Source organism: Rhizobium leguminosarum, assembly GCF_002953715.1.
In the GTDB taxonomy this organism is placed as follows: Bacteria; Pseudomonadota; Alphaproteobacteria; order Rhizobiales; family Rhizobiaceae; genus Rhizobium; species Rhizobium leguminosarum_V.
Map to the genome: position 1 here is coordinate 963,705 of NZ_CP025012.1, position 24,927 is coordinate 988,631.

A 24,927-nucleotide genomic window follows, 5' to 3' on the forward strand; every position below is an offset into this window, starting at 1 on the left:
TTCCCCCATCTTTTCGCCATAGTGGCGCCGAAATTCCGTAAGCGGGGAGGAAGAGGCTTATGACTGTGCTGTTCGACGAACAAGGCGAGATCATCCGCGAACTGGGTGTCGCCGCTGACATCGACCCTGAGCGCGAGATCGAACGGCGAACCGCTTTCCTCAAGGATTATCTCGTCGCCTCGGGCATGCGCGGCTACGTCCTCGGCATCAGCGGTGGCGTCGATTCGCTGACGGCGGCGCTGCTGGCCCAGAAGGCGGTGCGCGAGCTGCGTGACAGCGGCCATGCGGCCGAATTCATTGCCGTGCGCCTTCCCTATGGTGTCCAGGCGGACGAGGCGGATGCGGGAAGGGCGCTGGAAACGATCGGCGCCGACCGCGCGATGGTGGTCAACATCAAGGCGCCGGCGGATGCGATGCTCGCGGCCGCGCTAAACGGCGGTCTCGCCTTTGCCGATGCCGGCCGGCAGGATTTCATCCTTGGCAATATCAAGGCCCGCCAGCGGATGATCGCCCAGTTCGCTCTGGCCGGGGCGCTCGGCGGCCTCGTCATCGGCACCGATCATGCGGCCGAGGCGGTCATGGGCTTCTTCACCAAGTTCGGCGATGGCGCCGCCGATATCCTGCCGCTCGCCGGCCTCAACAAGCGCCGGGTCCGCCTGCTGGCAAAGCGGCTCGGCGCCCCGGACGAGCTGGTGTTCAAGGTGCCGACAGCCGATCTCGAGGACCAGCGGCCGCTGCGCCCCGACGAAGAAGCCTATGGCGTCAGCTATGATGAGATCGACGATTTCCTCGAAGGCAAGCCGGTCGGCGAGATCGCCCGCCGCCGCATCCTCGCCGCCTATCGGGCGACCGGCCACAAGCGTGCCCTGCCGGTCGCCGTCAACGCCCTCTGATGCCCATCCGTGTCACGGGTGCGGGCGGCCTGGCGTTTACGGCCTGACCGGCGAGCCGGTCCGTCCTGACGAGGCGAGATAGGCGTGCGGCGCGAAATAGACGCCGTCGGCATCGAAGGCCTCGAGGTCTTCGGCCTGCAGCGCCTCGCGCACCTTCGGTCGTGCCGCCACCCGGGCCATGAAGGCGTGCAGCGCCGGCCATTGGTTGAGATCGATGTCGGTCCAGGGCGACCAGTTCAGGCAGACGAAGAGATAGGCATCCGCCACCGTAAACGCATCGCCGGTGAGATAGGGTCCGGCAAGACGGCCGTTCAGCCAGGCGAGCCGCTTCGAGATCAGCGCGCGGACCTCGCCATGAACGCTGGAATAAATCGGATTGAAGAGCAACACCATCGGCTTGTGCAGCTCGGCGGTGATGAAGTTCAGATAGGACTGCACCTCGTTGCGGCGGATGTTGCCGACCTCAGGCAATAGGGCTGCCCCTTCCGGCACGCTGTCGGCGAGGAACTGCACGATCGCCGGCCCCTCGGTCAGCACCTTGCCATCGTCGAGCATCAGTGCCGGCACATAGCCGTTGCCGTTGATGGCGAGGTAATCCTCGCCGCTGCTCGTCCTGTGGGTTTGCCGGTCGACCTGGACGAGCTCGATATCGAGCCCCAGCTCCCGGCAGATGATGTGCGGCGAAAGCGAACAGGCTGCGGCGTGCATATAGAGTTTCACTGCGGTTTCCTCTCCTTGCAGAGGCGGTCGATGCCGCCCGCCGATAGTGTTGAACATTTGTACTGTTTCGCATAAAATAATTCTCGTCAAGAATTTAATGCGAAACGGTACAAAATATGAAGGGCGAGAAGAAGCGCGGCCGCCCGAGGGCCTTCGACGCCAAGGCGGCGCTCGGCAAGGCGCGGGATGTCTTCTGGGACAGGGGTTTTGCCGCCGCCTCGCTCGACAATCTGAGCGCTGCGACCAACCTCAACCGCCCGAGCCTCTACGGCGCCTTCGGCGACAAGGAGGATCTCTACCTCGATACGCTGGAGAGGTATCGGCAGGACGGCATGGATGTGCTGACTGAGGCGCTCGACCCGTCACTGCCGCTTCGCGACAATATCGCCCGCGTCTATGCCGGTGCGCTGGCGATCTATCTACACGGTGAAACCGCCGCCCGCGGCTGTCTGCTGATCGGCACGGCATCGGCCGAGGCGGTCCAGCATGAGCGGGTCCGCGAGGTGCTCGGCCGCAGCCTCAACGATTTCGACGACGAGATCGAAAAGCGCATGCGCCTTGCCGTGGAAAGGGGGGAGCTTCCCCGAAGCGCCGATCCTGAGATGCTTGCAAGGCTCGCCTCCGCCGTCATGCATTCACTCGCCGTCCGCGCCCGCGCCGGCGACAGCCGCGAGACGCTGGAAGCGATCGCCCGGTCGGGCGTCGAGCTGATCTGCGGGAGCGCCCCCTAGAACAGGATGATTTTAGCCGGGTCGGCCTAAAATCTGAATCCTGTTCTAAATTATATAGTTAGAGCATGATGTCGGCCGAAAACCGCTCACACTTTTCGGCATCATGCTCTAGCTCGATGTCTGCCTATCCCTCGGCCGTACCACCCAGGCATAGGCCGCACCGGCGACAAGCAGCACGGAGGTGCCGAGGAACACCGCCCGCATGCCGATATGCCCGCCGACGAAACCGCCAAGGATGGGGCCGGCCACCTGGCCGACATATTGCGAGGAGATGGAAAGCCCGAGAATGCTGCCGGCCGCACTGTCCGGCACGCTGTGGCGGATGACCGCGGCGATGCAGGGCAGCAGCCCGCCGAGTGCTGCGCCCATCAGGAAACGCAGGATGATCAGCTGCCAGGAGCTGGTGACGAAGGCCTGCGGGATCAGCAGCAGCCCGGCGACGGCGAGCGCGCCTGAAATAACCGGCCAATGGCCGATCCTGTCGGCAAGCTTGCCGAGCCATGAGGCCGAGAGAATACTGCCGAGGGCGGCGGCCGACATGACGATGCCCGATATCATCGTCACCTGGGCTTCGACGGGCACGAGCTGCGCGACATAGACGGTGATGATCGGCTCGATCGACATATTGGCGAACATCAAGAGCATGCCCGTCGCCAGCATGGCGATGACGGGCCGCTTGTCGGCAATGGATTTCCAGCCGCCGCTGGCCTTGGCCGCCTGCTTGCGGGCCGGCGATTTCTCTTCCTTGATCAGCAAGGCTGTGGCGAGAAAGGCGAGGAAGATCATGCCGCCGGCGGCGAGAAACGTGCCGCGGATGCCGATGATCGGCGGCAACGCCCCGCCGATCAGCGGCCCGACGAGATTGCCGGCCATGATGCCGGAGGAGAGCACGCCGAGCGCCCAGGCCGAACGGTCCTTTGGCGTCTGCGTCGCCACCAGCACCATCGAGCCGGAGGCATAACCGCCGGCAAGCCCGACGAAGAGGCGCAGCGCCACCAGCTGCCAGACATTGCCGGCCATGCCCATCAGCGAGATCGCCAGCGTCATACCGAGGCTGGCGCGCACCAGCATCAGCTTGCGGCCGTAGATATCGCCGAGCCGCCCCCAGAGCGGCGCGACGAGAGCCGCAGCGAAGAAGGTGGCGCCATAGGCGATGCCCGACCATTGCACGATGTCAGCATGGTCGCTGACGCCGAGTTCCTCGACATAGAGCGGCAGGAAGGGAAGCAGCAGCGTCATCGCCACGATCGTGGTGAAGGAGCCGATCAACGAGATGGTGAGGTTGCGCTTCCAGTGGATCGAGCCCGGCCTGGCGCTGGCGGCGTCCAATTGCGTATCGGTCATTCTCTCGGCCCCGGCATTGATGGTGCGGCGCGGTTCCGCCGCCCTGATGGAACGATGTGCCCATTGCCGCGGCGAGGAATTCGGCGCGGGTGAAACTGTCCTGAGATCGAGCTTTTCGAGGTCGAACGCATGGGCCGTAGTGGTGCACGCGCTCGTCGTTCCAGGGCGGGCACGCGCTGATATAACCGCGCTATGGCCCATCCTTCAAGACGGCGCTTTCGCATCGGTGGCCTGTCTTTGGAAATGAGAGCCGCAATCTGGACCATTTCGGGCAAAAGTGCTACAACATGACCGATTGTATTATGCAATCGGTTAATCCGAGGAGATTGCCATGAGCGACATGCGCACATCCCGAGAGCAGACCGTCCGTCATCTCTACGCCGCCTATCTCGACGACCGCAAGGATATCGTCGGCGCCATGTTGACGGAGGATTTCACCTTCTCCAGTCCGCGTGACGACCACATCGACCGGGCGACCTATTTCGAGCGCTGCTGGCCGAAGGAGCCGGTCTTCCGCGGCTTTGACATCGAATTCCTGGCGATCGACGGCGACGAGGCGGTCATCCGCTACCGCGCCGAAAAACGGGACGGCGGCAGCTTCCGCAACATAGAGAGCTTTCGCTTCCGCGGCGACAAGATCGCCTCCGTGGATGTTTATTTCGGCCGGAATCTGTAACCTCCGGCCGATGCGTGCATCGGCCACGCCGGCGCCTACAGGAGCCGCATTGCCGAAGTGCCGATGATGATCATCGAGACCGCCACCATCAGCGGCCGCACCGGCAGCCGTTTGACGAGGATCGCGCCGAAGGGGGCAGCGATGACGCCGCCGATGATCAGGCCGATCGCCGAATTGAGTTCCGACCAGCCGAGCGTCAGCATGAAGGTCAGGGAAATCGTCAGCGTCACCGCGAATTCGGTGAAATTGGTCGAGCCGATCACCCGTTTCAGGTCATGGCCGCGGCTGACGAGCGAACTGGTGACGATCGGTCCCCATCCGCCGCCGCCGATCGCATCGAGCACGCCGCCGCAAAACCCGACCGGCGGCACGATCCAGTCACGGACATCCCGCTTCGGCGGTGGCCGAAAGGCCTTGTAGAGGATCACCAGTCCGATCGCGATCAGATAGGCCGACACGAAGGGCGCGATCACCTTGCCGTCGATATTGGCGAGCAGATAGGCGCCGATCGCGCCGCCGATCATGCCGGCCGGTGCAAGCCGCGCCACCAGGCGCCAGTCGACGTTGCGATGATAGGCGTGCGAAAGGCCCGACGCGGCGGTCGTGAACACTTCCGCCACATGCGTCATGGCGCTGGCATTGGCCGCCGGCACCCCGAAGGCGAGAAGGCTCGTCGTCGACAGCACGCCGAAGGCCATGCCGAGCGCACCGTCGACGATCTGCGCGCAGAAACCCACGACGATGAAGAAGAAGAAATCCGATGTCATGCAGTCCCCTCAGACGAACGGTAGCATCAGAATAAGCGACGCGGGGAAAAATTTCCCGGTCTCAGGCGGCAAGTCCGTGCTGCTTCAGACGGACGATCTTGAAGAAGCCGTTCGGAAAGACCGGCAGGATATCGGCAGGCGCGAAATCACCGCGACGCTCGGCCCAGGTGATGATGCGGTGGATGCGGAAGGCGGAGGACCAGCCGATGTGACGCACCAGCGGCGCCACCGCCGTCTCGATTGCGCCCTGCAGACCGGCACCGTCGCCAAGCTTGCTGGCAAGGATGATCTCGCCGCCCGGCCTGAGCACCCTCGCACATTCGTCAAGCGCCCGTTCGGGCTCGGGGATCAGCGTGATGACGAAGGGCAGGCAGACCGCATCGAAAGACTGGTCGGCAAAGGTGAGCGCATGGGCATCCATCACATCAAGCGCCTGCACATGCTGCAGCTTCTCGCGCTTCGCCTTTTCACGCGCCCGCGCGATCATGTGTTCGGAAATGTCGATGCCGGTGACCCGGCAGTGACGCGGGTAATGCCCGAGCGTCAGGCCGGTGCCGACGCCGATCTCCAGGATATCGGTGCCGGCTGCGGCTGCGAGTGCAGCAAGCTTGCGGTGGCCATCGCGCAGGATGCCGCGATAGACGCGGTCATAGACCGGTGCCCAACGCTGATAGATTTTTTGCTGATCTTCCGCCCTGCTGCGAAGCTCTGACATCCCGGCACCTCCCCAGAGCAAATCCAGGAAAAGTGGAAAGCGGTTTTCCCAGGAATTGCATAAAACAAAAAGATTTGAACGTTCTGCGCTTCCATGGAAAAGCTGAACCGCTCTAAGCCCAGCCTCTCAACTCCCAAGGGTAGGTTCCGGTTCCCCGCGAAATGTGACGCAAGGCACAGATCCACACCGGCGGGCACTTGCTGGTAGCCCCGCTGCAGCCTATTTTGCCGGCATCAGCCCAAGCTGTTTGGCGTCCAGCTCGCTGCCGATCTCGACGGTGTTCTTTTGCTTGTCGTAGACGCAGATCTGGGCGATCAACCCCTTGGCGCCCTTCGGCTTGCCTGTCACCAGGGCAAGCCCGTAATGCGAACTGCCGAAGGGATCGACCGTCGCGCTCGGCTTCTCGATCGTCACCGCTGCCTTCTTGCATTTGGCCTCGACCTCGGCGGCGAGCTGCTTCCAGGCGTCATCGGAGGAGGCATGCGCCGCGCCTGCCAGGCAAAGCAGTACGGCGGCAGTGAGAGGCTGGATTATATTCCTGTTCATATCGGGTCTCCGTTGATCTCCATAACAGGCAAAGCGGTTTTCTGCGCGGGCATTCCCATTGATTTGCTCAAGCGATTTCTACGCGCAACTCCAACCCTGCAACTGAGGCAAATTTTCCTCCGGCCGGTCGTTTTTTGATAATTCGCCGGTTGCCTCTCCCCCTTTCCCCTCCTATGTTCCGCCTCACCTGCCGAGACGCAATCTGTTGCCAAGAGGAGATCTGACATGGCTTTCGAATTGCCTGAACTTCCCTATGATTACGAAGCGCTTGCTCCCTTCATGTCGAAGGAGACGCTGGAGTTCCACCACGACAAGCACCATAAGGCCTATGTCGACAACGGCAACAAGCTCGCTGCCGAAGCTGGTCTTTCGGACCTCTCGCTCGAAGACGTCGTCAAGAAGTCCTTCGGCACCAATGCCGGCCTCTTCAACAACGCGGCCCAGCACTACAACCACATCCATTTCTGGAAGTGGATGAAGAAGGGCGGCGGCGGCAACAAGCTGCCGGGCAAGCTCGAAGCGGCCTTTACCTCGGATCTCGGCGGCTATGACAAGTTCAAGGCCGATTTCGCCAATGCCGGCGCCACCCAGTTCGGCTCCGGCTGGGCCTGGGTTTCCGTCAAGAACGGCAAGCTCGAAATCTCCAAGACCCCGAACGGCGAAAACCCGCTGGTTCACGGCGCCACCCCGATCCTCGGCGTCGACGTCTGGGAACACTCCTATTACATCGACTATCGCAACGCCCGCCCGAAATATCTCGAAGCCTTCGTCGATAGCCTGATCAACTGGGACTATGTCCTGGAACGCTACGAAGAAGCCACGAAGTAAGCGGTACCAGACCAGCCGCCATGGCGGCGATGTCGTCCGCCTCTTCGAATTTGACACCCGGCGCCTCAAACGCCGGGTGTTTCGTTTTCACACGAAGCCGTCACATCCCTGTCACCAGCCGCTCCTAATCACGCCCCATGTCTTCCTCTGCTTCTACCTTGTTCCGCTTCGGCGTCATCGCCGACCCGCAATATGCGGCGATCGCGCCGCATGTGGCGATGGATCGCTATTACGCCAACAGCCTCGCCAAGGTCGCCGCGGCGATCGAGGTGTTCAACGGCTGGGAATTGAGCTTCGTCATGACGCTCGGCGATGTCATCGACCGCAGCTTTTCAAGCTTCGACGATATCCTGCCGGTCTATGAGAAGCTCAGGCACGAGGCGCTCTTCCTGCTCGGCAACCACGATTTCTCGGTCTCTGCAGGACACTTGTCCGAAGTCGCCGCGCGCCTCGGCATGCCATCGCCCTATTATAGCTTCTTGCGCCACGGCTGGCGCTTTATCGTGCTTGACGGCAATGAGGTCAGCATCTTCGCGCCGCCCGAAGGCCATCATCATCGTGAGCTTGCCGCTGAGATGCTGGCAGAGCTGCAGGTCAAGGGTGCCAGGAATGCCCATCGCTGGAATGCCGCGCTGAGCGACGAACAATTCGCCTGGCTTGGCGATGAAATCGCAAAAGCGGCTGCGGCCGGCGAGAAGGTGATCGTCATGAATCACTATCCCATTCATCCACCCAGTGAGCACGGCATGTGGGACAGCGAGCGCATCGTCGAGCTGCTTGCCTCCAGCAACAATGTCGTCGCCTATCTCAACGGCCACGACCACGTCGGCAATTACGGCATGGCCGGCGCCTGCCACTTCGTCAATTTCAAGGGCGTGGTCGACACCGAGACGGAAAACGCCTTCGCCCTCGTCGAGGTCCATCCCGACCGCATCGAAATCCGCGGCTTCGGCCGCGAGGTGAGCCGCACGCTGGCTTATTAGGCCGTGAACCCATAAATATTATGGGTCTCTGCTGGGGCTGTTAATGGCTACCAAATTCAGAACATCGCGAAATTCCTCGCTGAATGCTCGATTTGTCAACGCTTGACCGTGGCGAGAAAGGATTGTGGTTGACGTTCCGGGGTCGATCGCCTCGGCATGAAAACTTCCGTCGCCCCAAAATGTAATCCGGGCCAGGATTTCGCTGCTTTCAAAGTCCACCTTCGCAGCTGGGTTCAGCGTAGGAGGACAAATTTCAAAATTGACGCTCAAGCTGGCGGACCGAGCCTTTTCAGCCAGGTCCTTTACCCATGCAACGAACTTATCAAGAAGGGCGATCTCAGACATCCTGCGGACATAAATCATATTTCTAAACTGTCCAAACATGTTTCGGAGGCGCGAGCATGATCCGACATGATCGTACGAACTTTGAATGGCGGACCATCGACCCACTCCTGCCGAACAAGCCATGAGGCGTCCCGCGCGTTGATGATCGACGGGTTTTGAACGGCATTTTCTGGAAGCTGCGATCTGGAGCGCCTTGGCGTGATCTACCTCAGCGATACGGCCCCCACACCTAGAGTAATTCCAGCAAAAGGGTGCGGCGGTTTTCACAGGAATTGCGCAAAACAAATGGATAGAGCATCAGGCAGGTACAGCCTTCTCCGTCCACCCACTAGTCCAAAGCTCCCGCAGCCGGTCGCCGTCGCCCTTGAAGAAATCCTCGCTCGTTGCGCAGCGCTCCACCCGGTCGCTGCGGAAATTGCGGATCGCCTGGCGTAGTTCGCACCAGGCGACGATATTGGCGGTCTGCGAATAATAGATCAGCGCGACGGGCCGGATCGTCCGCTCGCTAGCGCGGCCGAGTTCGTCGCGGTAGCCGAGCATCAGCTTGCGTTCGTCACGGATCGCGCGGCGCACGATCGCCAGGTCGAAGCCCGCTGGCTGCGCGATCGAGCCCCAGGCGTAAAGCGCCTTGTTGTCCATTGCCTGGCGCAGCGGCGCGGGCACGGCGCCTGCAATCTTCTGGTTGACCCGGCGCGCGGCCTGTTTCAGCTCCTCGTCCGCCGTCCGTTCGAGCAACGCCAGCGACAGCACGATCGCCTCCATCTCCTCGATCGAAAACATCAGCGGCGGCAGGTCAAAACCCGGCCGCATGATGTAGCCGATGCCGCGCCCGCCCTCGATTGGCACCCGCATCGCCTGAAGGGCGGCGATGTCGCGATAGATCGAGCGCACGGTCACCTCGAGCGTCTCGGCCATGACAGCTGCTGTCATCGGCTTTCTTGCCAGCCTGAGGATCTGAATGATCTCGAAAAGCCGCGAGGCCTTGCGCATTTACCTCTCCCATCCGCCACACTCCTGACAATACACTGTCAGTTGGGTTCCCGTATAGAGCCGCCTATCGGATTGAAATCAATCAGGGTCTTTCAAAATGGCCCGCAGAACCCAAGGCGGTAACTGACATGAACTACCATGAAAACCTCTGGCTCTTCTTCACCCTTCTGTTCGGCATCATTATCGTGCCTGGTATGGACATGCTCTTCGTGCTCGCCAATTCGCTGACCGGCGGCGTCAAGCGCGGGCTGGCGGCGACCGGCGGCATCATGGCCGGCGGCGCCGTGCATTCGGCCTATGGCGCGGCCGGCGTCGGCGTGCTCGTCACCATGCTGCCGCAGCTTTTCAACGTGCTGCTCTTTGCCGGCGTTGCCTACATGATCTGGATCGGCATTTCGCTGATCCGCAGTTCGATCACCGTCGAGGCGGTTGGGCCGGGAACGGCGCACTCCGGCTGGCGCGCTTTTCGCCAGGGCGCCGTCACCTGTCTCGTCAATCCGAAGGCCTATATCTTCATGTTTGCCGTCTACCCGCAGTTCCTCAGACCGGAATATGGCCCGATCTGGATGCAGGGGCTGATCATGGGCGTCATGACTGTCGTCACCCAGTTTGCGATCTACGGCACGCTGGCGATGACGGCCGGCCGCAGCCGCGACCTGCTCGTCGCAAACCCCGACGTCACGGCCTTTGTCGGCCGCTTCGCCGGAATGCTGCTGGTTGTCGTCTCCGCCTTCAGCCTCTGGCAGGGGTGGAAAAGCGCTTGAGCGCCAGTGCATGTCGCCCGGAAGTTTGCAGCGGTTCCGGGATAACGACATGCATGAAAGCAGAGAACGGCCTATCACATTGTTTTTATGATGCTCCGGCAAAACGTGACTGCCAGGGCGCATGGATTTTGTCATGCTCCCGGTGCAGATTGGCCTCCGGCCACTTGGCCGAGGAGAAATGGAGAGGAATATGAATTGGAAAGCAGTAGCTGCCGCCGCAGCGATGGCCGGCATAGCCTTAGGTTCGGTGACCGCCGCCGACGGTACTCATGATTCGCGCATTGCGCTGATGAAGCAGATCGGCGGTTCGGCCGGCGCCCTGGCAGCCATCGCCAAGGGCACCAAGCCCTATGACGCCGAGGCGGTGAAGGCGGCGCTGACGACCATCGCCGCAACGGCCAAGGTCTTCCCCGACCAGTTCAAGCCGGGCACGGAGACGGGCGACGAAGAGGCGAGCCCGAAGATCTGGGAAAACATGGATGACTTCAAGGCGCGCGCCGCCAAGCTCTCCACCGACGCCGAAACCGCGCTGGCTCAGCTTCCGGCCGATGCCGCCGCCGTCGGCGCCACGGTCAACACGCTCGGCGCCAATTGCGGCGGCTGTCACAAGGCCTATCGCATCAAGGATTGATAGGCCGGTTGATCTGGAACTTGATACGCGACCCGCGCCGGCCTTGCCGCCGGCGCGGATCACCTTATTCTCCGCCCGTGCGGGCTGGTCGCAGAACCGCTCCGCGCAGGAAAATCTCGGTAAAGGGGAGGCGGAGCATGGTCCGCAGGTTCATCCGGTTACTGCTCTGTCTGATCGGCGTCGCCGTGCTTGGCGGCGGCGCCTTCTATCTCGTCACCGCACCCGATCCGCTGCCGGAGAGCCATTGGGCCGGTCTCGGCGCGCCGGACCTGGCGAACGGTCGGATGGTTTTCTGGGCGGGCGGCTGTGTCAGCTGTCATGCAGCACCGGGTTCCGAAGGCGATGCAAAGCTGACGCTTGCAGGCGGCCTGGCGCTGAAGAGCCCTTTCGGCACCTTCCACGTGCCGAACATCTCACCCGATGAAAAGGCCGGCATCGGCACCTGGACGCTTGCCCAGTTCGGCAACGCGATGAAGCGCGGCGTCGGCCCGGGTGGCGAGCACCTCTATCCGTCCTTTCCCTATGGCTCCTATGCCCGCATGAGCGACAAGGACGTCAACGATCTCTATGCCTTCCTGAAAACCCTGCCGAAGAGCGCAAACGTCGCGCCGCCGCATGAGCTGCCGTTCCCCTTCAACATCCGGCTTGCGCTCGGCGGCTGGAAATTTCTCTATTTCAGCGATCAGCCGCGCGTCGCTCTGGCAAAGAGTGACGACAAGATCAAGCGCGGGCAATATCTCGTCGAAGGCCCCGGCCATTGCGGCGAATGCCATACGCCGCGTGATGCGCTCGGCGGCTTCCAGGCCGATATGTGGCTCGCCGGCGCCCCCAATCCGGAAGGCAAGGGCCGCATACCGGATATCACCCCGGCCTCCAAGAGCATCGGCGGCTGGAGCGAGGCCGATATCGCCAGCTACCTCGAAACCGGCTTCACCCCCGATTTCGATTCCGTCGGCGGCTCTATGGTCGATGTGCAGCAGAACATCGCCCATCTGCCGGCCGCCGACCGCGAGGCGATCGCCGCCTATCTGAAGGCGGTGCCGGGCCATTAGAGTGCGGTTCTGCTTGGCACCTTCGCAAGGTCCCACGCCTGTTTATAGGGAGGTGGGACCTGGCATCAGATCATAGGGATGGCGCCAGCCGGGCATATTGCTGATACGATCTTTCCAGGCTGCGATAGCCGGGAAGGCGCTGTGATCTATCCCGGTTTCCTCCGGCATGAAGACGTAGCCCGCCAGAGAGAGGTCTGCGATCGTCAGCCGGTCGCCGACCATGAAGGCCCGGTGCGCCAGATGTTCGTCAACAATGGCATAGGCAGCTTTGGCCCTCAGTCTCAAAAACTCGACGACCGGCGTCTCGCCGCTCTTCTGGAGGCCATACATGAACCTCAGCGTCGCGTAGTAGCTCGTGAATTTATGGTTGTCGAAAAGAATCCAACGCATGATGTCACGCCGTTCTTCGGCTGTCTGCGCCCCAAAGTGGCCTGTCACCTCTGACAAGTAGTCCAGGATGATCCCCGATTGGCTGATCTTCGTTTGCCCATGTTCGAGCACAGGCGCCTCACCCTGTTCGTTTATGGTTTTTCGCCATTGTTCGGTTCGCGTTTCGCCGCCCAGATAATCAACGAAAATGCTTTCCCACTCGATGCCGGCAAGCGCAAAGAACAGCGCGACCTTGTAAGCATTCCCCGAGAGAGCGAAACAATGGAGTTTGAAATCAGGCATAAAAGCTCCTTAGGCAATTCGAAAAAGCATGTCGGGCAAAACTGTGCAGCCGTTTTGATGCGTCGAGCTTCGGCTCTTGCGAAAGCCGAAGCTTCGAGCCAGTCACCCTAAGCGATCGACTGCATATAGCGCATGCCGGTCACCGGACGCGGGGTGAAATCCAGTTGTTCGTAGAAGCGGTGCGCCAGCACGTTTCCGGTGGCGGCGCTGACGGAGAGGTAGCCACAGCCGGCATTGCGGGCGGTCTCGCGCGCCCGGTCGACGAGCAACTGGCCGGTGCCGTGGCCGCGATGGCCGTCGCGCACGAAGAGGTGGTGCAGGTCCATGCCGCGCTTGCCTTCCTGCGCCCTGTAGAGCGGCACGAGAATGGCGTAGCCGATCAGCTCTCCGCCGGTCTCGGCGACAAGCGCATGGATCCAGGGCAGCGGGCCGAAGAGGTCGCGCTCCAGCTGCTCCGCCGTTGTAGCAGCCGCATCGCCGTGATGAGCGGCAAGCAGGGCGATCATCTCGTTGAGTTCGGGCAGGTCGCGCGGCTTGGCGGTGCGGATCGTCACCACCGATGGGCGCATCAGTGAAATTTCGCTGTCTTCGATTTCGGTCATGGTCTTCGCGTCCTTTGATATTCTGCCGTCAGGACGCTGCCGATACAACAAAGCCGCCTGACGGCGGCTTGTTGACAATATGATCTTGTCCAGCCGCCCTTTACAGGTACAGCCAAAAATACGAGCGGCTCTGGTGCGCGTTTTTGATCATGGATCATAGATCGTCGGAAATGCGGGCTTTGTCAATGGCGGATCGGAGCCCATCACGGGCATTGAGCTCTGGCCTTACTCTTGATAGTATACCCCCCTATATTATATGAGAGCTCACCATGTCCCACACCGCTCTGCAGAAAAAGAAGCTCGTCGCCCGCATCAGCCGCTTGAAGGGGCAGATGGAGGCGGTTGAGCGCGCGCTCGAGGCCGAGCGCCCTTGCGGCGAGATCCTGCAACTGCTCGCCTCCGTTCGCGGCGCGCTGACCGGGCTGACCGGCGAGGTGCTCGACGATCACCTGCGTGAGCATGTGCTGAATGCCGCCGACGATGCCGCCAGGGCGGAAGCGGTCGAGGAAATATCGGAAGTCTTGAGAACCTATATGCGCTAGAGCAATTCCAGGAAAAGTGTGAAGCGGTTCGAGAATTGCGTAAAAACAAAAGCTTAGAGCGACGAAGGAGCCTGTCATGAGTGCCGGAATCGAGAAGGCTGGAATTGATGCCTTGGAACACGATCACGTCTTCCTCGGCCCTGATCATGCGCGCAACGAGCGGCGCATCTGGCTGGTGATTGCGCTGACGGCGGTAATGATGGTGGCGGAGATCGCCGCCGGCACCGTCTACGGCTCGATGGCGCTCGTCGCCGATGGCTGGCACATGTCGACCCATGCCAGTGCTCTGCTGATTTCCGCACTCGCCTATCTCTTCGCCCGCCGGCAGGCGCGCAATCCGCGTTTCACCTTCGGCACCGGCAAGCTCGGCGATCTCGCCGGCTTCGCCAGCGCCATCATCCTCGCCCTGATCGCCCTGCTGATGGCCTGGGAAAGCCTGCTGCGCCTTTCCAATCCCGTGCCGATCGGTTTTGCCCAGGCGATCGCCGTGGCGGTCATCGGCCTTGCCGTCAATCTGGCCAGCGCCTGGCTGCTGGCCGGCGGCCATGTCGCGCATGGCGATCATGCGCATCACGGACATGGCCATCACGGGCATGGCCACCACGCGCATCACAGTCATGGCGACCACGCCCACCACAGTCATGCGCATCACGGCCATGGTGACCATGCCCATCAGGCAAAGACCGGTGACAACAATATCCGCGCGGCCTATCTGCATGTCATCGCCGATGCCCTGACCTCCGTGCTCGCCATCGCCGCGCTGACGCTCGGCAGCCTCTATGGCTGGCTCTGGCTCGATCCCCTGATGGGCATCGTCGGCGGGTTGGTGATCGCCAATTGGTCCTGGAGCCTGATGAAATCTTCCGGCGGCGTCCTGCTCGATGTCATTTCCGAAGGCGAGACGCTGCCGGCCGAGATCCGCGGCGCCATCGAGACGGAGGACGACCGGATCACCGATCTGCATGTCTGGCAGGTCGGCCCCGGCCATCATGCCGCAATCGTTGCCGTCCTTACCTCGAAGCCGCGCGATCCGGCTTTCTACAAGGGCAGGCTCTCGGCGCTGGAGGAATTGTCGCATGTAACCGTCGAGGTGACGCGCGCGGCGTGATCGGCGCGGCCGGACGACAAAGTGGCTCGACGGACGATTAACATCGCCGTGGGGACGAGATGCCGCCGCAATCTCGCCTTAGCTCTGTCCTCCTGATTTGCCGGAGGATTTCATGGATCTCAGTCTGACCCGCCGCATGCTGATAGGCTCGGCATTGTGCCTGTCTGCGATGGGCTTGCCCGCGCTGGCGATTCCCGCCAATGCTGAGGAGGGGGCCGAGGAGGGCGCCAAGGAGAGTGCCGAGGAGGGCGACGACAACATCGACCGCCGCCTTGCTGCGCTGGAAAAACGCACCGGCGGCCGCCTCGGCGTCTCGGTGCTCGACACCCAGACGAGCATCTCTTTCGGCTATCGCGGCAGCGAGGCCTTTCCGATGTGCAGTACCTTCAAGGCGCTGGCCGCCGCTTTCGTGCTTGCCCGTGCTGACAAGGGTGAGGAGAACCTCGATCGGCGGGTGACCTACGGCAAGGACAAGCTCGTCGATTATTCGCCGCTCAGCGAGAAACATGCCGGCACCGATGGCATGACCATTGCCGAACTCTGCGAGGCGGCGGTGACCGTCAGCGACAACACGGCCGGCAATCTGCTGCTCGAAAGTTTTGGCGGGCCTGCTGGCCTGACCGACTGGCTGCGCTCGATCGGTGACGGCACGACCCGTCTCGACCGCACCGAACCGACGCTGAACGAGGGCCGGAAGGGCGATCCGCGCGACACGACGACCCCCGATGCGATGCTCGACACGCTCGGCAATCTGACGCTCGGCTCGGTCCTCGCCGAAGCCTCCTGCGACAGGCTGATAGCCTGGCTGGTGGCAAGCACGACCGGCAAGGAACGGCTGCGCGCCGGCCTGCCGGCGGATTGGAAGGTCGGCGACAAGACCGGCACCGGGCCGAATGGCTCTCTCGGCGATATCGCAGTGATCTGGCCACCGGATCGCGGTCCGATCGTCGCAGCCGTTTATATCAGCGAGGCGACCGTGCCGGCGAAGGAGCTCAACCCGGTCTTTGCCGAAGTCGGCCGCATGATCGTCGAGATGGTGTGAAGCACGAAAATGCGGCGGAGAGGGCTCCCGCCGCATGCTGGATTAGATCTGCCTGTGGCTCAAGCAGCCGGAACGTCGTCTGCCGTCTCGGTGCCGTCATCCTCGATACCGGCCATCTCGCGCTTGATCTGCTCGGCGATTTCCTTCTCGATCGCGGCCCGCTGATCTGCCGGCATGGCGGCCAGATCGGCCTCGGTCAGATCGTGCTGCTCGAGATAGCGGGCGCGGATATATTCCGCCGGCGTCATGTTGCCCCATTTGGAGAACTCATCGACCAGGGAGTCATGCGCCGCACTCGCCGCCGCTTCGTCGTCGGAAGGCGGATTGATATAGGGGCCTTCGCTGCTTTGAAGCGCCCACATGGTATTGGCGATCGAAGGCGGCGTGCTGCTGGGCTCGAGACCGGGCGCGGTATTGCGCGCAGTGCTGTCGAAATCCGTCGTTTGCTGATGCTTGGATTTGGTCGACTGATCGAAAAGACCGCCGACCCCGTAATAGTTGCGAATATTACTGCTGATTTCCATAAAAACTCTCCCCGAAAACCGAGGAGAGAATGGCGTTGCAACCATGCCTAGAGCTTGCGCCGGCGCCCTCTCTTGAGGAGAAGGGCTCTCGCATCAAGGCAGTGTATAGGCGATCACGTAGTCGCCGGGCTTCGTGCCGACCGAGCCGTGGCCGCCGGCGACCATGACGACATATTGCTTGTTGTCATCAGTCATGTAGGTCATTGGCGTCGCCTGGCCACCGGCGGGAAGCCGTCCCTGCCAGAGCTCCCGCCCACTCGTCACATCGTAGGCGCGCAAATAGTTGTCGACCGCGGCACCGAGGAAAGCGACGCCACCCTTGGTCAGCATCGGCCCGCCGATGCCGGGTACGCCCACCTTGAAGGGCAGGGGTAGCGGCGTCATGTCGTGCACAGTGCCGTTCTTGTGCATATAGGCGATCTTGCCGGTGCGCAGGTCGACGCCGGCGACATAACCCCATGGCGGCGCCTGGCAGGGGATCTTGAGCAGCCCGAGGAACGGACCCATGAAGACGCCGTAGGGCGCGCCGTCATTGCGGTTGAGCCCCTGTTCGCTGCCCTTCTCATCCTGGCCTCTCGGCGGAATGTCGGCCGCCGGCACCAGGCGTGAGGTGAAGGCGAGATAGGTCGGCATGCCGAACATGATCTGCCGCTCCGGATCCACCGCCACGCTGCCCCAGTTGAAGGTGCCGAAATTGCCGGGATAGACGATTGTTCCCTGCAGCGAGGGCGGCGTGTAACGGCCCTCATAGCGGTAGCGGTGGAAATCGATGCGGCAGGCGAGCTGATCAAACAGCGACACGCCCCACATATCCTTTTCCTGCAGCGGTTCGGGCGAGAAGGTGAGGTCAGAGATCGGCTGCGTCGGCGAGGTATGATCGCCTGAGACCGCTCCATCAGGCGCCGGGATTTCCTTGACAGGGATGATCGGCTCGCCGCTGCGCCGGTCGAGCACGTAGATATCGCCCTGCTTGGTCGAGCCGACGAGGGCGGGAACGACGGTGCCGTCCTGCTTCGTCAGGTCGATGAGCGCCGGTTGGGCTGGGACGTCCATGTCCCAGAGATCGTGATGCACCGCCTGGCGCACCCAGCGCAGCTGGCCGGTGGCGATGTCGAGTGCGACGATCGAGGAAGAAAACTTCTCGACATTGGCGCTGCGGTTGATGCCGAGCTGGTCAGGCACCTGGTTGCCGAGCGGGAGGTAGACCATGCCGAGCGTCTCGTCGACGCTGAAGACCGACCAGCTGTTCGGCGAGTTGGTGGTGTAGGTCTGGTCGGCTGCGATCGGCGTCGTGACATCGGGATTGCCGGAATCCCAATTCCAGATCAGTGCGCCGGTATTGATGTCGAAGGCGCGGATGACGCCGGATTGCTCCTGCGTCGAATAATTGTCGTTCACCGCTCCGCCGATGATGATCTTGCCCGCCACGGCCACCGGCGGCGAGGTGGAATAATAGTAGCCGGCGGGATTGTAGCGCATGCCGGTTTCGAGATGCAGGACGCCCTGGTCGGCAAAGCCGGTGCAGATCTTCCCGTCCGCCGCATCGAGCGCGATCAGCCGGGCATCGGATGTCGGCAGGTAGACGCGCTCGGCGCAGGGTTGGCCGGCGGCAACGGTTGGATCGGCATAATAGGTGACGCCGCGGCAGGTCTGATGCTGCCGGTCGGGGTTCATGCCTGAGTTGGCGTCGTATTTCCATTTCTCCTTGCCGGTCTTGGCGTCGAGCGCGATCGCCCAGTTATGCGGCGTGCAGAGATAGAGCGTGTCCTTCACCTTCAGCGGTGTCACCTGATAGGTCGTCTCGCCGACATCGTCCGGCCGCTTGACGTCGCCGGTCTGGTATCGCCACGCTTCCTTGAGAGTGGAGACGTTCTGAGCAGTGATCTGGTCGAGCGGCGAATAGCGCTGGCCGAAGGGCGTGCGGCCGTATTGATGCCATTCGCCATCCGGCACGCTGCCGCCGAAGGCGGGATTGGCGGCAACCGTATCCTTGGGCAGCTCGCCGGCAAGATCGTGCGGGTCAGTCGTCATCGAATAAAGGGCGACGCAGATGGCGAGGACCACAGGCACGGCAAGCGGCCAGGGGTTGGCGGCGTAGGTGATGCCCGTCGGGCTGCGCAGCCCGAGCGGCCGGCGGATCCATGGCGTCAGCAGCCAGAGCCCGAGCAGGATGATCATGCCGCCGCGCGGGCCGAGCTGCCACCAGTCGAAGCCGACCTCCCAGATCGCCCAGGCGAGTGCCGCCACGACGAGCACCGCATAGACCCAGAGCGCCACCGCCTTGCGCATCAGAAGCAGCCCGGCGGTAATCAGGAACATCAGCCCGGCGAACAGATAGAAGACGCTGCCGCCGAGTGTGACGAGCCAGAGCCCGCCACCGCCGAGTGCCAGCCCGATGATGATGAAGAAGATGGAGGTGACGATGATCGCCATAAGGCTGTCTCCCGCTGAGGTTAGCCGGGGTGAAGGATCGGGCGGAAAAGCCCCGCCGATCAGGCAGATAGCGCGAAGGAGATGCCTTTCAACGGCCACAATTGCCGCAGGGTGCCGATGCACCGAACCGGGCGTCGGGCCGGATGGAAGCGGATCGCAGTGGCACAAATGCTCCACCGAAACGGGCAAGACCGCCCGTCACGTTCCGCAGAAGGTCGCAAGCACTCGTTCGTCAGGCTTCGGCGGTTCCCTATAGGCGGCAAAGCCCGGCTGGTCCTCATAGGGTTTCGAAAGCACGCTCAGCAGCGCCTCGAACAGCGAGAAATCCCCGTCCTCGACGGCAGCCTTGATCGCCTGTTCGACCCGGTGATTGCGCGGAATGAAGGCCGGATTGACGCTGCGCATGGCAATGGCGCGCTCGGTGGCCGTCTGCGGATCGCGGGACAGCCTCTCGCGCCACTGCGTGAGCCAGGGGCCGCAGGCGTCCGCTTCGCGGAAACTTGCCGCAAATGCGGGCTCTACAGCATCATCGCCGGCAAGATCCGACAGCCGCCGGAAGGTCAGGGTGAAATCGGCGCCCTGCGCCTGCATCAGCGACAGCAGCGCCTGCACCACTTCGAGATCGCCGTCCTCTTCGCCGGCAAGGCCGATCTTTTCGCGCATGCCGGCCAGCCAATGCGCCTGGAAGCGTTCGCCGTAACTCTTGATCACCACATTGGCCTTGTCGACCGCGCTGTCGGGGTCGGCGTCGATCAGCGGCAGCAGCGTTTCGCCAAGCCTTGCGAGGTTCCATTGGCCGATGCCGGGCTGGTTGGCATAGGCGTAACGGCCATGCTGGTCGATCGACGAAAAAACGGTCGCCGGATCATAGGCATCCATGAAAGCGCAGGGGCCGAAATCGATCGTCTCGCCGGAGACGGTCATATTGTCCGTGTTCATCACGCCATGGATGAAGCCGACATGCAGCCAGCGGGCAATCAGCGCCGCCTGGCGTTCGGAGACCGCTTCGAAGAGCGAGAGATACGGGTTCTCGGCCTCTTTCAATGCGGGATAGTGCCGGTCGATCACATAGTCGGCCAGAGCCCGCACACCGTCGGTGTCGCCCCTGGCCGCGAAGTACTGGAACGTGCCGACGCGGATATGGCTGGCCGCGACGCGGGTGAAGACCGCGCCTGGCAGCACCTCTTCGCGATAGACCGGCTCGCCTGTCGTCACCGCCGCCAGCGCCCGTGTGGCGGGAATGCCGAGCGCAAACATCGCCTCGCTGATGATATATTCGCGCAATACCGGCCCGATTGCCGCCCGCCCATCGCCGCGGCGCGAAAAAGGCGTCGGTCCGGCGCCCTTCAGCTGGATATCGTAGCGCTTGCCGCTGCGGTCGATGACCTCGCCGAGAAGGATCGCCCGACCATCACCGAGCTGCGGCGAGAAGCCGCCGAACTGATGCCCGGCATAGGCCATTGCCAGCGGCTCGGCCCCTTCGGGAACGAGGTTGCCGGAAAAGATCGCCGCACCGTCGCGGCGCAAGGCCTCGACGTCGAGCCCGAGCTCGGCAGCGAGCGGCTCGTTGAGCTTGATCAGCCAGGGCTCCGCCACCGCAGTCGGCGCTTGCGCCGCAAAGAAGTGCTGGGGCAAACCGACATAGCTGTTGTCGAACGGAAAGGCCGCACCGGGCCGGTTTTTCTGCAGGGCGGAGGTCATGGTTCATAGGTAGGGCTAGGATGCATGCCGCGCAAGCCGGGCGATGAAGTCCTTCACGAAGAACAGATCCATGCAAGGAATCGTGATCTGCCTTTACCTCTCGTCAAAGCAGCTTTGCCATAAACGACATAGCGCCGCCATGATCGCGGGCGTATAGCAAATCGTCTCCCCTTGGCTTTGCGCCATGTCATCCCCCGCGGCCTTGCTGCCTTGTGTGCTCCGCCGCGCCACCGCGAGTGATCCCGGACGATGTCGGATCAGATTTACCAGGCGCCGATGGTTCGGCGCGCCACGCCCAATTTCCGGGTGATCGCGATGATTGTCGCGAGTGCGATGCTGATGGAAAACATCGACGCGACCGTGCTTGCGACCGCGCTGCCCACCATGGCGCGCGATTTCGGCGTCGGCGCCCCGGCCATGTCGATCGCCCTGACCTCCTATCTCCTGAGCCTTGCGATCTTCATTCCTGCAAGCGGCCGGATGGCCGACAGTTTCGGCTCTCGCACCGTTTTTCGCTCGGCGATCGCCGTCTTCGTCGTCGGCTCCATCCTCTGCGCTCTCGCGCCGACGCTGTCATTCCTGGTGCTGGCGCGGCTGCTTCAGGGCATCGGCGGCGCGATGATGATGCCGGTCGGGCGCCTGGTGCTGATGCGCAGCGTCGACCGCAAGGATATGGTCAGCGCCATGTCCTGGCTGCTCGTACCGGCGCTGATCGGCCCGATCGTCGGCCCGCCGCTTGGCGGCTTCATCGTCACCTATCTCGACTGGCGCTGGATCTTTTATATCAATGTGCCGATCGGCATCATCGGCATGATCTTCGTCTCGATCTACATCGACGAGGTCAAGGGCAAGGCAAGCGGTCCGTTCGATACGATCGGTTTCGTCCTTTCCGGCATCTCGCTCGGTTCGTTGCTCTTCGGTTTCGAAATGTCGAGCCATGAGGGGGAGGCTGCGTTTTCGATCTTCCTGATCGCGCTTGGCCTGCTCTTCGGCATCGCCTATCTCAGACATGCCCGCAAGCACCCGTCGCCGATCATGGATTTCTCGCTGATGAAGGTGCCGAGCTTCGGCACGTCTGTGATCGCCGGTTCGCTGACGCGCATCACCCAGGGGGCGCAGCCCTTCCTGTTGCCGCTGCTCTTCCAGATCGGCTTCGGCCTGTCTGCCGCCGCTGCCGGCCAGATTATCATCGCGACCGCGCTTGGCGCTCTCGCCATGAAGCCGATGGCGAAGTTTGTCTTCCGCCGGCTGGGCTTCCGCAGGAGCCTCATCCTCAACGGTATCCTCGGTACGATCGGCTATGGCCTCTGCGCCGCCTTCCGGCCGGACTGGCCGATGCCGCTGATCTTTATCGTCCTGGTGCTCAGCGCCTTCTTCCTGTCGTTCCAGTTCACGGCCTATAATACCATTGCCTATGACGAGATCAGCAAGGAGCGGATGAGCTCGGCCACGAGCTTCTACACCACCTTCCAGCAACTGATGCTGTCGCTCGGCATCTGCATCGGCGCCTTGGCGCTGCACGGCTCCATGGCCTTCAATGGCGCCGAAACGCCGGCCCTTGGCGATTTCTCGGCGGCCTTCGTCGTCGTCACGATCATCTCGATCACCGCAACCTTCTGGAACCTGCGCTTCTCGCCGACTGCCGGCGAGGAGATCACCGGCTACAAGGCCAAACGGACGAAAGGCGCCGTCGCCAAAGGCTGACGCCGCCTTTCCCTTCGTCAGCAGCCGCCTAGGCCCTCGCACCGGTCCGCCTCGAGCCCGTAGGTCATCGGGCCGGGCAAGCCCCCGAAGGCGAGATCACTATCCCGCAGCGCCACCTCCACGGCGGCCTCGGGCTCGGTGCGCCTCTGCCGTCCCGTGATCACAAGCCACAGATCGTGCCAGCGGCGCTCACGCATCATCGTGCCCCCAATCGTCATTCTCTCCTCCCTCTCAGGTCGTTACGCCGCCTGCGGCAGGCATGCCTCGCAGATCGCCGCGACATGGCGGTGGTCGGTGCCGCAGCAGCCGCCAAGCACGCGCACCGCAGGCATGCGGTCGATGAGCTTGCGGTAGCGGCGGCCGAGATCTTCGGGATCGCCCGCATCCAGCGTTTCGCTATTGTCCAACTGCTCATGGCTCATGGTCGAGGCATTGGCGCGGATGCCGGAAATGCGCTTCACCCAGGCGCTTCCGAGATCGAGTGCTGTTTCGAAATGCGTCGGATGGGCACAGTTGATCATGTAATAGGCCGGCGCTCCGCCGGTCGCCGCATCCGTCGTCTCGATGGCGTCCTGAATGCTGCGGCCGGTCACCAGCCGGCCATCCGTCTCCAGCGTGAAGGAGATGGCCGAGGGTATGCCGAGCGACTGTGCCGCCCGCGCCACGCCGATCGCCTCGTCGATGTTGGTCAGCGTGAAGGCGCTCACCATGTCGGCTTCCGTGCCGGCAAAAGTCCCGATCTGAAGGGCGTGGTAGTCTTCCGCTTCGGCCGCATCCATGAAGCCTGCCTTGTAGCCGTCGCCGCGCGGGCCGATCGCGCCACTGATGACGATCGGCTGCTCCGGCCGCTCATAGGCGCTGCGCAAGCCGATCAGCAGGTCGATGGCCTCCTCGTTGACCGCCTTCAGGGCTTCGCTGGTATAGCCGAGCTTCTGCCCCCAGTCCGGATTAGCCCGCCATGTGGCGGTGTCGAGCACGAAGCCCGTTCCGTGCCGTCGTGCAATATCGAGATAACGGCGATAGTAATTCCGCATGCGCTGCCGCCCCTCTTCGGAAGACAGCAATATGAAGGCGGCGAAATGCGGAAGCTCGATCCCTTCCTGGAAGATCATCGTCGTTTCCATGCCGCCATCGGTAATGAAGGTGCCGCCTTTGAGCTGCGGCAAACCATTTCTGTACTTTGCCATTGTTGAAACCTCTCCCTCGCGGCACCCGATTGGCTGCCGTCGATGAATGATGTTCTGGCGCTTAATCGGCTGCCAAACTAGGCGACTTGAGGTATACTCCAGGCGGTTTTGGTTTTTGCCGATTGATATCAATCGCTTGCTTCAGCCGAAGCCGTCGGGGGCGCAAGCAAGCCTGAATGAGCGGCGCTGAAAACTGTACCGGCGGTACAGGAGGGGACATGCGAAAGGGCGAGGAAACGCGAACCCGCATCCTCGATGTGGCCGAAGCGGCAGTCTTGCAGAAGGGTTTCGGCGGCACCTCCATCGAGGAGCTGATCGCCGAGACCGGCATCACCAAGAGCGGCTTCTTCTATCATTTCAGGGACAAGAACGAGCTCGCCAAGGCGCTGCTCAATCGCTACATCGAAAATGACGAGCGCATCTACGACGAGATCTTCAACCGCGCGCGCGAGCTGACCGGCGATCCGCTGCAGTCCTTCCTGATCGGCCTGAAGCTGCTTTCCGAATTGCTCTCGGACCTGCCGAACGGCCATCCGGGCTGCCTTGTGGCGGGCATCTGCTACTACGAGCGGCTGTTCGACCGGGAGATACAGGAGATCAACCGGAATGCGGTGCTTGCCTGGCGGCGGCGCTTTGGCCGCATGATCCGGGATATCGTGGCCGTCTATCCGCTACGCGAACCCGTCGACGTTGACCAGCTTGCCGACATGGTGTCCTCCGTCCTGGAAGGCGGCATCGTTTTGTCGAAGACGCTGAAGGAGCCGAACACGCTGGCCGAACAGGTGCTGATGCTCCGCACCTTCGTGAAGATGCTCTTCCTGCCGGTGGCGGAGATGCCGAAGGCGTCGAGCGGGTCAGCCTTTCATGGAGGCGCAGAGCCGCACTAGCTTTTTGGGCGTCAGTCCTTGCCTTCCATCGCCGCGGCCATTTCCGCGAGCTTTCGCACGGTGTTGAGATTGCGCGACGTTCCAGTCTTCAGTGCCGGCAGCTTCAGCTTCGAGCGGCCGGAGCCGTTGGGGTAATGCACGTAGATTTCCCGGCCGGCGAGTTTCGCCTCCTCGCCGTCGGGCGTAACCATCGTCGCCAGCGCATCGCCGGGCGCCTTTTCGGGCAGGAAGTAGACGAGCAGGAAGTTCGGCTTGGCATCGGGAAAGGGTGCGTTGGCAACGATTCCGTCGAGTTCCTTGCGGCCGCGCACCATCACCCCCGGCCGCTTGCCCATCGTCTTGCCGAGCGCCTCGTCGAGCCGCTCCTCCACCGTCTTTTCCGCCTCATCCGAGCGGAAAAGCACGTTGCCGCTCTGGATGTAGGTCTTCACGTCGGAAAAGCCGAGGCCTTCGCAGACCGCCTTCAGCTCGGCCATCGGCAAAGAGCCGGTGCCGCCGACGTTCACCGCGCGAAGCAATGCTACAAAGACCGTCATCGGC

At 62.5% G+C, this 24,927-nt stretch carries 28 protein-coding genes and 1 pseudogene; 14 read left to right on the forward strand and 15 right to left on the reverse strand.

What is annotated here, in order from left to right; translation table 11 throughout:
• Positions 1 to 59: 59 nt before the first annotated feature.
• Positions 60 to 893, forward strand: coding sequence for an ammonia-dependent NAD(+) synthetase (gene nadE / locus CUJ84_RS04945; protein ID WP_105005420.1), 834 nt, complete (start codon positions 60 to 62; stop codon positions 891 to 893).
• Positions 894 to 929: 36 nt separating this feature from the next.
• On the opposite strand, the gene gstA is transcribed toward nadE, so the two are convergent.
• Entirely contained in the window at positions 930 to 1,613 is a 684-nt protein-coding gene (gstA, locus tag CUJ84_RS04950; RefSeq protein WP_105005421.1) for a glutathione transferase GstA, read from the reverse strand.
• A gap of 116 nt (positions 1,614 to 1,729) precedes the next feature.
• Between gstA and CUJ84_RS04955 the strand changes: the two genes are divergently transcribed.
• Positions 1,730 to 2,344 (forward strand): TetR/AcrR family transcriptional regulator, encoded by a 615-nt coding sequence (locus CUJ84_RS04955; RefSeq protein ID WP_105005422.1) that lies wholly within the window; start codon positions 1,730 to 1,732, stop codon positions 2,342 to 2,344.
• A 108-nt stretch (positions 2,345 to 2,452) separates the two neighbouring features.
• Here the strand turns inward: CUJ84_RS04955 and CUJ84_RS04960 are convergent, their stop codons facing one another.
• Positions 2,453 to 3,688: a multidrug efflux MFS transporter gene (locus CUJ84_RS04960; protein ID WP_105005423.1), complete on the reverse strand. Its 1,236-nt coding sequence runs from the start codon at positions 3,686 to 3,688 to the stop codon at positions 2,453 to 2,455.
• 331 nt (positions 3,689 to 4,019) lie between these two features.
• Between CUJ84_RS04960 and CUJ84_RS04965 the strand changes: the two genes are divergently transcribed.
• On the forward strand, positions 4,020 to 4,364 hold the full coding sequence (locus CUJ84_RS04965; RefSeq protein ID WP_105005424.1) for a nuclear transport factor 2 family protein: 345 nt from the start codon (positions 4,020 to 4,022) through the stop codon (positions 4,362 to 4,364).
• A gap of 35 nt (positions 4,365 to 4,399) precedes the next feature.
• On the opposite strand, the gene CUJ84_RS04970 is transcribed toward CUJ84_RS04965, so the two are convergent.
• From CUJ84_RS04970 to CUJ84_RS04980, 3 genes are all read right to left on the reverse strand, one after another.
• A complete protein-coding gene (locus CUJ84_RS04970) occupies positions 4,400 to 5,131 on the reverse strand; it encodes a sulfite exporter TauE/SafE family protein (protein ID WP_105005425.1) in 732 nt (243 codons plus the stop codon).
• A 61-nt stretch (positions 5,132 to 5,192) separates the two neighbouring features.
• Positions 5,193 to 5,846: a class I SAM-dependent methyltransferase gene (locus tag CUJ84_RS04975; RefSeq protein WP_105005426.1), complete on the reverse strand. Its 654-nt coding sequence runs from the start codon at positions 5,844 to 5,846 to the stop codon at positions 5,193 to 5,195.
• A 219-nt stretch (positions 5,847 to 6,065) separates the two neighbouring features.
• Positions 6,066 to 6,392 carry a hypothetical protein gene (locus CUJ84_RS04980; RefSeq protein ID WP_105005427.1) on the reverse strand — a complete coding sequence of 109 codons (327 nt, stop codon included), beginning with the start codon at positions 6,390 to 6,392 and terminating at the stop codon, positions 6,066 to 6,068.
• A gap of 225 nt (positions 6,393 to 6,617) precedes the next feature.
• On the opposite strand from CUJ84_RS04980, the gene CUJ84_RS04985 reads away from it, so the two are divergent.
• Entirely contained in the window at positions 6,618 to 7,220 is a 603-nt protein-coding gene (locus CUJ84_RS04985; protein ID WP_008528928.1) for a superoxide dismutase, read from the forward strand.
• A gap of 137 nt (positions 7,221 to 7,357) precedes the next feature.
• Positions 7,358 to 8,203 (forward strand): metallophosphoesterase, encoded by an 846-nt coding sequence (locus CUJ84_RS04990; RefSeq protein ID WP_105005428.1) that lies wholly within the window; start codon positions 7,358 to 7,360, stop codon positions 8,201 to 8,203.
• 18 nt (positions 8,204 to 8,221) lie between these two features.
• Here the strand turns inward: CUJ84_RS04990 and CUJ84_RS04995 are convergent, their stop codons facing one another.
• A complete protein-coding gene (locus tag CUJ84_RS04995; RefSeq protein ID WP_158686905.1) occupies positions 8,222 to 8,566 on the reverse strand; it encodes an immunity protein TriTu family protein in 345 nt (114 codons plus the stop codon).
• A gap of 38 nt (positions 8,567 to 8,604) precedes the next feature.
• Here CUJ84_RS04995 and CUJ84_RS05000 point away from each other — a divergent pair.
• Positions 8,605 to 8,775, forward strand: a pseudogene (locus tag CUJ84_RS05000) (transposase); the annotation flags it as partial.
• Between the two features lie 70 nt (positions 8,776 to 8,845).
• Here the strand turns inward: CUJ84_RS05000 and CUJ84_RS05005 are convergent.
• Entirely contained in the window at positions 8,846 to 9,538 is a 693-nt protein-coding gene (locus CUJ84_RS05005) for a helix-turn-helix transcriptional regulator (RefSeq protein ID WP_105005430.1), read from the reverse strand.
• Positions 9,539 to 9,666: 128 nt separating this feature from the next.
• On the opposite strand from CUJ84_RS05005, the gene CUJ84_RS05010 reads away from it, so the two are divergent.
• From CUJ84_RS05010 to CUJ84_RS05020, 3 genes are all read left to right on the forward strand, one after another.
• The gene (locus CUJ84_RS05010; protein ID WP_105005431.1) at positions 9,667 to 10,302 is read left to right on the forward strand and encodes a LysE family translocator; all 636 of its coding nucleotides are present in this window, start codon (positions 9,667 to 9,669) and stop codon (positions 10,300 to 10,302) included.
• A 190-nt stretch (positions 10,303 to 10,492) separates the two neighbouring features.
• Positions 10,493 to 10,933 (forward strand): c-type cytochrome, encoded by a 441-nt coding sequence (locus tag CUJ84_RS05015; RefSeq protein ID WP_018241227.1) that lies wholly within the window; start codon positions 10,493 to 10,495, stop codon positions 10,931 to 10,933.
• A gap of 137 nt (positions 10,934 to 11,070) precedes the next feature.
• Positions 11,071 to 11,985, forward strand: coding sequence for a cytochrome c (locus tag CUJ84_RS05020; RefSeq protein ID WP_105005432.1), 915 nt, complete (start codon positions 11,071 to 11,073; stop codon positions 11,983 to 11,985).
• A gap of 42 nt (positions 11,986 to 12,027) precedes the next feature.
• Here the strand turns inward: CUJ84_RS05020 and CUJ84_RS05025 are convergent, their stop codons facing one another.
• Together CUJ84_RS05025 and CUJ84_RS05030 are read right to left on the reverse strand one after the other, a co-directional pair.
• Positions 12,028 to 12,657, reverse strand: a complete 630-nt coding sequence (locus CUJ84_RS05025) for a glutathione S-transferase family protein (RefSeq protein WP_105005433.1) — start codon at positions 12,655 to 12,657, stop codon at positions 12,028 to 12,030.
• Positions 12,658 to 12,764: 107 nt separating this feature from the next.
• On the reverse strand, positions 12,765 to 13,259 hold the full coding sequence (locus CUJ84_RS05030) for a GNAT family N-acetyltransferase (RefSeq protein WP_105005434.1): 495 nt from the start codon (positions 13,257 to 13,259) through the stop codon (positions 12,765 to 12,767).
• Between the two features lie 269 nt (positions 13,260 to 13,528).
• Here CUJ84_RS05030 and dmeR point away from each other — a divergent pair, with 269 nt between their 5' ends.
• From dmeR to bla, 3 genes are all read left to right on the forward strand, one after another.
• Positions 13,529 to 13,801: a Ni(II)/Co(II)-sensing transcriptional repressor DmeR gene (dmeR, locus tag CUJ84_RS05035; protein ID WP_105005435.1), complete on the forward strand. Its 273-nt coding sequence runs from the start codon at positions 13,529 to 13,531 to the stop codon at positions 13,799 to 13,801.
• Positions 13,802 to 13,877: 76 nt separating this feature from the next.
• Entirely contained in the window at positions 13,878 to 14,909 is a 1,032-nt protein-coding gene (dmeF, locus tag CUJ84_RS05040; RefSeq protein WP_105005436.1) for a CDF family Co(II)/Ni(II) efflux transporter DmeF, read from the forward strand.
• A gap of 112 nt (positions 14,910 to 15,021) precedes the next feature.
• Entirely contained in the window at positions 15,022 to 15,951 is a 930-nt protein-coding gene (bla, locus tag CUJ84_RS05045; RefSeq protein WP_105005437.1) for a class A beta-lactamase, read from the forward strand.
• A 59-nt stretch (positions 15,952 to 16,010) separates the two neighbouring features.
• Here the strand turns inward: bla and CUJ84_RS05050 are convergent, their stop codons facing one another.
• From CUJ84_RS05050 to CUJ84_RS05060, 3 genes are all read right to left on the reverse strand, one after another.
• Positions 16,011 to 16,475, reverse strand: coding sequence for a hypothetical protein (locus CUJ84_RS05050; protein WP_105005438.1), 465 nt, complete (start codon positions 16,473 to 16,475; stop codon positions 16,011 to 16,013).
• A 93-nt stretch (positions 16,476 to 16,568) separates the two neighbouring features.
• Positions 16,569 to 18,908: a glucose/quinate/shikimate family membrane-bound PQQ-dependent dehydrogenase gene (locus CUJ84_RS05055; protein ID WP_105005439.1), complete on the reverse strand. Its 2,340-nt coding sequence runs from the start codon at positions 18,906 to 18,908 to the stop codon at positions 16,569 to 16,571.
• A gap of 198 nt (positions 18,909 to 19,106) precedes the next feature.
• Complete coding sequence (locus CUJ84_RS05060) at positions 19,107 to 20,609, reverse strand: protein adenylyltransferase SelO (protein WP_105005440.1); 1,503 nt, start codon at positions 20,607 to 20,609, stop codon at positions 19,107 to 19,109.
• 249 nt (positions 20,610 to 20,858) lie between these two features.
• Between CUJ84_RS05060 and CUJ84_RS05065 the strand changes: the two genes are divergently transcribed.
• Positions 20,859 to 22,313 carry an MFS transporter gene (locus tag CUJ84_RS05065; RefSeq protein WP_105005441.1) on the forward strand — a complete coding sequence of 485 codons (1,455 nt, stop codon included), beginning with the start codon at positions 20,859 to 20,861 and terminating at the stop codon, positions 22,311 to 22,313.
• Between the two features lie 17 nt (positions 22,314 to 22,330).
• Here the strand turns inward: CUJ84_RS05065 and CUJ84_RS05070 are convergent, their stop codons facing one another.
• Both CUJ84_RS05070 and CUJ84_RS05075 read right to left on the reverse strand, forming a co-directional pair.
• Positions 22,331 to 22,531 carry a hypothetical protein gene (locus tag CUJ84_RS05070; protein ID WP_105005442.1) on the reverse strand — a complete coding sequence of 67 codons (201 nt, stop codon included), beginning with the start codon at positions 22,529 to 22,531 and terminating at the stop codon, positions 22,331 to 22,333.
• Between the two features lie 21 nt (positions 22,532 to 22,552).
• Positions 22,553 to 23,500, reverse strand: coding sequence for a homocysteine S-methyltransferase family protein (locus tag CUJ84_RS05075; protein WP_105005443.1), 948 nt, complete (start codon positions 23,498 to 23,500; stop codon positions 22,553 to 22,555).
• Between the two features lie 218 nt (positions 23,501 to 23,718).
• Between CUJ84_RS05075 and CUJ84_RS05080 the strand changes: the two genes are divergently transcribed.
• Positions 23,719 to 24,387, forward strand: a complete 669-nt coding sequence (locus CUJ84_RS05080; RefSeq protein ID WP_105005444.1) for a TetR/AcrR family transcriptional regulator — start codon at positions 23,719 to 23,721, stop codon at positions 24,385 to 24,387.
• Between the two features lie 11 nt (positions 24,388 to 24,398).
• On the opposite strand, the gene CUJ84_RS05085 is transcribed toward CUJ84_RS05080, so the two are convergent.
• Entirely contained in the window at positions 24,399 to 24,923 is a 525-nt protein-coding gene (locus CUJ84_RS05085; RefSeq protein ID WP_105005445.1) for a DUF1697 domain-containing protein, read from the reverse strand.
• Between the last annotated feature and the right edge of the window lie 4 nt (positions 24,924 to 24,927).